General features: G+C 70.1%; 6 protein-coding genes and 1 pseudogene. All 7 read left to right on the forward strand.

Going from position 1 to position 7,503, the window contains the following annotated elements:
• Positions 1-1,047 (forward strand): mechanosensitive ion channel family protein (locus LCE31_RS30285; protein WP_225019974.1); only part of this gene is annotated, 1,047 nt, incomplete at its 5' end.
• A 337-nt stretch (positions 1,048-1,384) separates the two neighbouring features.
• Complete coding sequence (locus LCE31_RS30290; RefSeq protein ID WP_225019990.1) at positions 1,385-2,521, forward strand: ROK family transcriptional regulator; 1,137 nt, start codon at positions 1,385-1,387, stop codon at positions 2,519-2,521.
• Positions 2,522-2,681: 160 nt separating this feature from the next.
• Positions 2,682-4,025: an ABC transporter substrate-binding protein gene (locus LCE31_RS30295; protein WP_225019976.1), complete on the forward strand. Its 1,344-nt coding sequence runs from the start codon at positions 2,682-2,684 to the stop codon at positions 4,023-4,025.
• Positions 4,026-4,035: 10 nt separating this feature from the next.
• Positions 4,036-5,034, forward strand: coding sequence for a carbohydrate ABC transporter permease (locus tag LCE31_RS30300; RefSeq protein ID WP_225019978.1), 999 nt, complete (start codon positions 4,036-4,038; stop codon positions 5,032-5,034).
• 3 nt (positions 5,035-5,037) lie between these two features.
• Positions 5,038-5,940 (forward strand): carbohydrate ABC transporter permease, encoded by a 903-nt coding sequence (locus LCE31_RS30305; RefSeq protein ID WP_225019980.1) that lies wholly within the window; start codon positions 5,038-5,040, stop codon positions 5,938-5,940.
• 6 nt (positions 5,941-5,946) lie between these two features.
• Complete coding sequence (locus LCE31_RS30310; protein WP_225019982.1) at positions 5,947-7,212, forward strand: 6-phospho-beta-glucosidase; 1,266 nt, start codon at positions 5,947-5,949, stop codon at positions 7,210-7,212.
• Positions 7,203-7,412, forward strand: a pseudogene (locus LCE31_RS30315) (ATPase); the annotation flags it as partial. The gene LCE31_RS30310 and the pseudogene LCE31_RS30315, both read left to right, overlap by 10 nt.
• Positions 7,413-7,503: the final 91 nt, after the last annotated feature.

Below are 7,503 nucleotides of genomic sequence, written 5' to 3' on the forward strand. Positions count from 1 at the left end.
CCCCTCGCCACCCCGCAACCCGCCCCCGACGGCATCGGCGAGGCCACCCAGCGGGCGAACGACGCGGCGAGCTGGGTCGGGGAGAACTGGTCCGCGTGGCTGGGCATCGGGCTGCGCATCGTCCTGATCGTCGTGATCGCGATGGTGCTGCGCCAGCTCATCCGCAAGGCTCTGACCAGGCTGATCGCCCGGATGAACCGCAGTGTGCAGGCGGTGGAGGGCACCGCGCTGGGCGGTCTGCTGGTCAACGCGGAGCGGCGCAGGCAGCGCTCGGAGGCCATCGGGTCCGTCCTGCGCTCCGTGACGTCGTTCCTCGTCCTCGGCACGGCCGCGCTGATGGTGCTGGGCGCGCTGAACATCAACCTGGCGCCACTGCTCGCCTCGGCCGGGGTCGCGGGGGTCGCACTCGGGTTCGGCGCGCGCAACCTGGTGACCGACTTCCTGTCCGGTGTGTTCATGATCCTGGAGGACCAGTACGGCGTCGGCGACACCATCGACGCCGGGGTCGCGTCCGGCGAGGTCATCGAGGTCGGGCTGCGGGTGACGAAGCTGCGGGGCGACGGCGGCGAGATCTGGTACGTGCGCAACGGCGAGGTGAAGCGGATAGGCAACCTCAGCCAGGGCTGGGCCACGGCCGGTGTCGATGTGACCGTGCGGCCCACGGAGGACCTGGACCGGGTGAAGTCGCTGATCCTCGGCGCCACGGAGCAGATGGCCAAGGAGGACCCCTGGAACGAGCGGCTGTGGGGACCGGTCGAGGTGCTGGGCCTGGACGCCGTTCAGCTGGACTCGGTGACGATCAGGCTGTCCGCGAAGACCATGCCGGGCCAGTCGCTGCGGGTGGAGCGGGAGCTGCGCTGGCGCATCAAACGCGCGTTCGACGAGGCGGGCATCGCACTCGTGGGCGGTGCGCTGCCGCTCGTGGCGGAGGACACGCCGGACCCGTCGGCCGCCGTCGCCCCGCCGTCCGCGCTGGCCAGCCCCACGTCCCCGCAGTCGGCCGAAGCGTCGCCACTGCCGCCCCCGCCGCCGAACGTCAGCAAGTAGCCGCCACGCCACCCGGGCGCCCACGCACGGGCCCACCCGGGACGCCTGGGAGCGGGCGCGCGTACCCCGCAGGTCCGGCACAGCACGGCCCCGCCGGGCACGTAACGCTTTGGTTGCCGGAGGAAAACCGCTGGTTTGGGGTATTGACTGCTCCCTTACGTGGGTCATACGTTCCTCGCATCCGATTAGGAAACCTTCCTAACAGTGCTCACGGCGAGCACCGCGAGCCCTGTGATCACCGCGATCACAGAGGCCGCTCATTCATCAGTCGAGGAAACAGGGTCCGGGCGTGAGCACGACGACACCTTCACCGGGCACACCCAGGGTGCTGCGGGCGATGAACGACCGGGCCGCGCTCGATCTGCTCATCGCGCACGGCCCGCTGACCAGGACGAGGATCGGCGAGCTGACCGGGCTGTCCAAGCCCACCGCGTCCCAGTTGCTGGGCCGCCTCGAGGCCGCGGGCCTGGTCCGCACCACCGGCAGGGTCAGCGGACGTCCGGGCCCCAACGCGGCGCTGTACGAGATCGAGCCGACGGCCGCACACGTCGCCGCCCTCGCGGTCGGGCACACCGGCATCAGCGCCCAGGTCGCCGACATCACCGGCACCGTCGTCGGCACCTGCCGGGTGGAGGCCGACGCCGTCGCCGACGACGTCAGGGGCCGGACGGCGCAACTGGTCGCGGAGGCCGTCGACGGCGCGCTCGCCACGGCCGGGATCGGCCACGACGACCTGCACTGCGCGGTCATCGGCACGCCCGGCGCCATCGACAGGGCGACCGGCGAACTGCGGTACGCGCCGCACCTGCCGGGCTGGCACTCGCGCACCCTGCTCTCGGACCTCGCCGAGGTGCTCGGCACCCCGGTGGTCATCGAGAACGACGTGAACCTCGCCGCGCTCGCCGAGCAGTACGAGGGCGCGGCCCAGGACTTCGACGACTATGTGCTGACCTGGCTCGACCGGGGCGTCGGCGCCGCGATCGTGCTGGGCGGCACCCTGCTGCGCGGGGCGACCGGCGGCGCGGGCGAGATCGGCTACATGCCGCTGCCCGGGGCCCCGCTGGCCCGCGGCGGCTCCGCCGAGTGGGCCGGCGACGACGCGGGCGGCGGCTTCCAGAGCCAGGTCTCCGCGGTCGCCGTACGCGCCCTCGCGGACGGCGCGCCACTGGAGGCGGCGCTGGCGGACGAGGCCGTGCGCCGGACGGTCGCCGAGCGACTCGCCACCGGGATCGCCGCGGTCGTCGCCGTGGTCGACCCCGAACTCGTCGTGCTCTCCGGCTCCGTGGCCCAGGCGGGCGGCGAGCCGCTGCGCGAGGCGGTGCAGACCGAGCTGACCGGACTCGCACTGCCGAGGCCGCTGCTGAGGATCAGCGACATCGACGGCGACCCGATCCTGACGGGCGCTCTGCGTACCGCGCTCACCCAGGCCAGGGACGCGGTCTTCGACACGAGCCGCTTCGACACCGCGCGGTAGCCGGGCCCGGCGCCCCGGGCCCCCGCGCTCCTCCGCGACCGCTCGGCCTCCCCACTGCCGGAGGCCGTCGGCGAGATTTCCCCTACCCCCACAGTTGTGTTTCGCACCGCATCACACCGAATGATCCGCATCCGTCCCCTCCTCGCAAAGGAAGACCGACATGGCAGGTTGGCGTATACGCTCCTGCGTGCCCGTGGCACTCGGCGCCGCCACGGCACTGCTGCTCGCCGGATGTGCCAATCCGAGCACCGGCAGCGCCACCGACGATCCGAGCAAGCCGGTCACACTGAAGTTCTGGCACGGCTGGTCGGACCCCAACGAGGTCAAGGCGATCAACGCCAGCATCGCCCGCTTCGAGAAGCTGCACCCGAACATCAAGGTGAAGTCGACCGGCAACGTCACGGACGACACCATCAACCAGGCGCTGCGCGCCGGCGGCAGCGACACCCCGGACGTGGTGACGTCCTTCACGACGAACAACGTGGGCCAGTACTGCTCGTCCGGCATGTGGGCCGACCTCGACCCGTTCATGAAGAAGGACGGGATCGACAAGAACAAGGTGTTCCCGAAGACGCTGCTCGACTACACCCAGTACCAGGGCGACCAGTGCGCGCTGCCGCTGCTGGCCGACGCGTACGGGCTGTACTACAACAAGGACGACTTCAAGGCCGCGGGCATCAGCGCCCCGCCGAAGACCATGTCCGAGTTCCGGGCCGACGCGGTCAAGCTGACGAAGCACGGCAAGAACGGCTCGATCACCCGCGCCGGTTTCATGCCCAACTTCCGCCTGTACCAGAACAGTCCGGACCGCATGCTGGCCCAGTGGGGCCCCACCTACTTCAACAAGCAGGGCAAGGCCCAGCTCGCTGACGATCCCAAGGTCACCCAGTTCTTCAAGGCGATGAACTCCATCTCGGCCGCCGAGGGCGGCCACCAGAAGCTGGAGAACCTGCGGTCCGGCTTCGGTGACGAGTACTCGGACGGCAACGCCTTCCTCCAGGGCAAGCTCGCCATGCACATGGACGGCGAGTGGCGCGGCCTGATGCTGAAGGACGCGGGCGCCAGGTTCCACTGGGGCGTGGCACCGCTGCCGGTCCCCGACGACCAGGCCGACACCTACGGCCGGGGCTACCTGACCGGCACGGTCACCGGCATCGCCCACAGCAGCACGCACCAGAACGCGGCGTGGGAGCTGGTCAAGTACCTGACGACCGACACCGACCAGGTCGTGGACTTCGCCAACGCGATCCACAACGTGCCGTCGACGAACGCCGCGCTCGCCTCGCCGAAGCTGACGCCCGACCCGAACTTCCGCGCCTTCATCAAGATCGCGCAGAACAAGTACAGCAACGCGATCCCGCCGTCCGAGAACGGCGGCATGTACATCACGTCGTTCCAGGACTTCGCGTACGCCGAGGAGGAGGGCGGGGAGAAGAACCTCCACGCCGGCCTGAAGACCCTCGACAAGCAGATCGACGCCGACAACCTCCAGTCGGAGAGCTGAGGAGCAGGACATGGCACTCCCCCTCTCGTCCCGGGCCGGGGCGGCCGCCCGCCCGGGTTCCGGCGCGGCGCCCGGCACGACGCTCAAGCGGAAGCGGAACAGGCACCGCCTGAAGGTGCTCGGCTTTCTGTCGCCCTGGCTGATCGGCTTCTCGGTCTTCTTCGGATACCCGCTGATCGCAACGGTGTACTTCTCCTTCATGCACTACAACCAGATCCAGCAGCCCACCTTCGTGGGCCTGAAGAACTGGAAGTACGTGCTGAGCCAGATGCCGCTGTTCGGCCCGGCGCTGTGGAACACCATCTGGCTGGTCGTCGTGATGGTGGCGCTGCGCGTGGCGTTCGGCCTCGGCATCGGGCTGCTCGTCACCAAGGTCAAGACGGGCGTCGGATTCTTCCGCACCGCCTTCTATCTGCCCTACCTGGCGCCGCCGGTGGCCGCGACCGTCGCCTTCGTGTTCCTGCTCAACCCCTCGACAGGACCGGTCAACCGGGTCCTCGGCTGGGTCGGCATCAGCGGCCCGACCTGGTTCAACGACCCGAACTGGGCGAAGCCCTCGCTGGTGCTGCTCGGCCTGTGGGGCGTCGGCGACCTGATGGTCATCTTCATGGCGTCGCTGCTCAACGTGCCCAAGGAGCAGTACGAGGCGGCCGATCTGGACGGCGCCGGGGCCTGGTCCAAGTTCCGCTACGTGACCTGGCCGTCGATCACCCCGATCGTGCTGTTCGCGGTGGTGACGGGCGTCGTGCAGACCATGCAGTACTACACGCAGGCCCTGGTGGCGGGGAAGATCGCCTCCGGCGTCTCGATCGGGCCCGGCTCGGTCGTCCAGCCCGGCTACCCCGACCACTCCACCCTGACCGTGCCGCAGCTCGTCTACCAGCTGGGCTTCCAGAACTTCAACACCGGCGCGGCGTGCGTGCTCTCGCTCGTGCTGTTCGTCATCGCGATGGCCGTGACCCTGCTGCTGATGCGCAAGAACGCGGGCCTGATTCCGGCGGAGGACTGAGAGATGACCACGACCACCCTGAATCCGCCGCGCACCGCCGCCGCGCGGGGCTCGGACGCGGGCGGCGCCGGAGCGCACCGCCGCAAGAAGTTCCTGCACTGGGTCGCGGTGCACGCCCTGGCGATAGCCGCCGCCCTGTTCTTCGTCCTGCCGTTCGTGTTCGTCTTCCTCACCTCGGTGATGAGCGACCAGCAGGCCCTCACCAGCGATCTGTGGCCGCACTCCTGGCACTGGTCGAACTACGCGACCGTCTTCCACACCCCCGGCTTCCTCAGCTGGTGGAAGAACTCCCTGATGTACGCGGTCCTCGGCACCCTCTTCACGGTGCTGTCGTCGACGCCGGTGGCCTACGCGCTCGCCAAGTTCCGCTTCAAGGGCCGCCGGGTGGCGATGGTCCTGGTCATCTCCACGATGATGCTGCCGCCGCAGGTCATCGTGATCCCGATGTACCTGGTGTGGGCACAGCAGTTCCACCTGTCGGGCTCGCTGTGGCCGCTGATCATCCCGATGGCGTTCGGCGACGCGTACTCGATCTTCTTGCTGCGGCAGTTCCTGCTGACCATTCCCAACGAGTACATCGAGTCGGCGAAGGTCGACGGCTGCGGCGAGCTGCGGACGCTGCTGCGGATCGTCGTGCCGATGGCGAAGCCCGGCATCGCGGCCGTCGCGCTGTTCCAGTTCTTCTACTGCTGGAACGACTACTTCGGCCCGCAGATCTACGCCTCCCAGAACCCCGGCGCATGGACCCTGAGCTACGGCCTGGAATCCTTCAAGAGCGCCCACAGCGTCAACTGGAACATGACGATGGCCGCGACCCTGCTGGTCATGGCCCCGGTCATCATCGTGTTCTTCTTCGCACAGAAGGCCTTCGTCGAAGGCGTCACCCTCACCGGAGTAAAGGGCTAACGAACCATGAAGCTCGCAGTGGTAGGCGGAGGATCGACCTACACACCTGAACTCATCGACGGATTCGCGCGGTTGAGGGACACCCTGCCGATCGAGGAACTGGTGCTCGTCGACCCGGCGGCCGACCGCCTCGACCTGGTCGGCGGCCTCGCCCGCCGGATCTTCGCCAAGCAGGGCCACCCCGGCCGGATCGTCACCACCGCCGACCTGGACGCGGGCGTGGAGGGCGCCGACGCGGTGCTGCTCCAGCTGCGCGTCGGCGGCCAGGCCGCGCGGAACCAGGACGAGACATGGCCGCTCACCTGCGGCTGCGTCGGCCAGGAGACGACCGGCGCGGGCGGCCTCGCGAAGGCGCTGCGCACGGTGCCCGTGGTGCTGGACATCGCGGAACGGGTGCGCCGCACCAACCCCGACGCGTGGATCATCGACTTCACCAACCCGGTCGGGATCGTGACGCGCGCGCTGCTCCAGGCCGGGCACAAGGCCGTCGGCCTGTGCAACGTCGCCATCGGCTTCCAGCGCAAGTTCGCGAACCACCTGGGCGTCTCGCCGTCCGAGGTCCACCTGGAGCACGTCGGCCTCAACCACCTGACGTGGGAGCGCGGCGCGCGCCTCGGCGGGCCCGAGGGCGAGGACGTGCTGCCGAAGCTGATCGCCGAGCATGGCGCCGCGATCGCGGAGGACCTGCACATGCCGCGCGCCGTGATCGAGCGGCTCGGCGTCGTGCCCTCGTACTACCTGCGCTACTACTACGCGCACGACGAGGTCGTCCGCGAGCTGGCCACGAAGCCGTCGCGCGCCTCCGAGGTGGCGGCGATGGAGAAGCAGCTGCTGGAGATGTACGGCGACCCGGAGCTGGACGAGAAGCCCGCGCTGCTCGCCAAGCGCGGTGGCGCGTACTACTCCGAGGCCGCCGTCGACCTCGCGGCGTCACTGCTGCGCGGCCGGGGCAGCGCGGTACAGGTCGTCAACACGTACAACAAGGGGACGCTGCCGTTCCTGCCGGACGACGCGGTGATCGAGGTGCAGGCGAAGGTCACTACCGCGGGCGCCGAGCCGCTCGCCGTCGCCCCGGTCGAGCCGCTGTACGCGGGCCTGATCGCGCACGCCACCGCGTACGAGAATCTGGCGCTCGACGCCGCGCTGCGCGGCGGCCGGGACCGGGTCTACGACGCGCTGCTCGCGAACCCGCTGGTCGGGCAGTTCGAGTACGCGGAGAAGCTCACCGACGAGCTGATCGCCCACAACCGGGAGCACCTGGCGTGGGCGTGAGCGACACTCCCCCGCCGGCCGTCCTCGCGGTCGACGCGGGGAACAGCAAGACCGACGTGGCCGTGATCGGCGCCGACGGATCGGTGCTCGGCGCGGCCCGCGGGGGCGGCTTCCAGCCGCCGATCGTCGGCGTACAGGCGGCCATCGACACCCTCGCGGTGGCGGTGGCCGCCGCCGCGGCGGCCGCCGGGCTGCCCGCCTCCCGGGGGGCCCCGGCACGGTGAGCCGGCCACGCCACCCCCCCTCAGCCCGGCGCGGGCGCGCAGGTGGCGGGGGGGCTAAACCCCCGGG

The organism is Streptomyces sp. 8L, assembly GCF_020176795.1.
Taxonomy (GTDB): domain Bacteria; phylum Actinomycetota; class Actinomycetes; order Streptomycetales; family Streptomycetaceae; genus Streptomyces.

Excerpts from the sequence above, each read along its gene's own strand:
- LCE31_RS30300 (WP_225019978.1), top strand. The coding sequence starts at position 4,036 with ATGGCACTCCCCCTCTCGTCCCGGGCCGGGGCGGCCGCCCGCCCGGGT.
- LCE31_RS30310 (WP_225019982.1), top strand. The coding sequence starts at position 5,947 with ATGAAGCTCGCAGTGGTAGGCGGAGGATCGACCTACACACCTGAACTC.
- LCE31_RS30290 (WP_225019990.1), top strand. The coding sequence starts at position 1,385 with ATGAACGACCGGGCCGCGCTCGATCTGCTCATCGCGCACGGCCCGCTG.
- LCE31_RS30305 (WP_225019980.1), top strand. The coding sequence starts at position 5,038 with ATGACCACGACCACCCTGAATCCGCCGCGCACCGCCGCCGCGCGGGGC.
- LCE31_RS30295 (WP_225019976.1), top strand. The coding sequence starts at position 2,682 with ATGGCAGGTTGGCGTATACGCTCCTGCGTGCCCGTGGCACTCGGCGCC.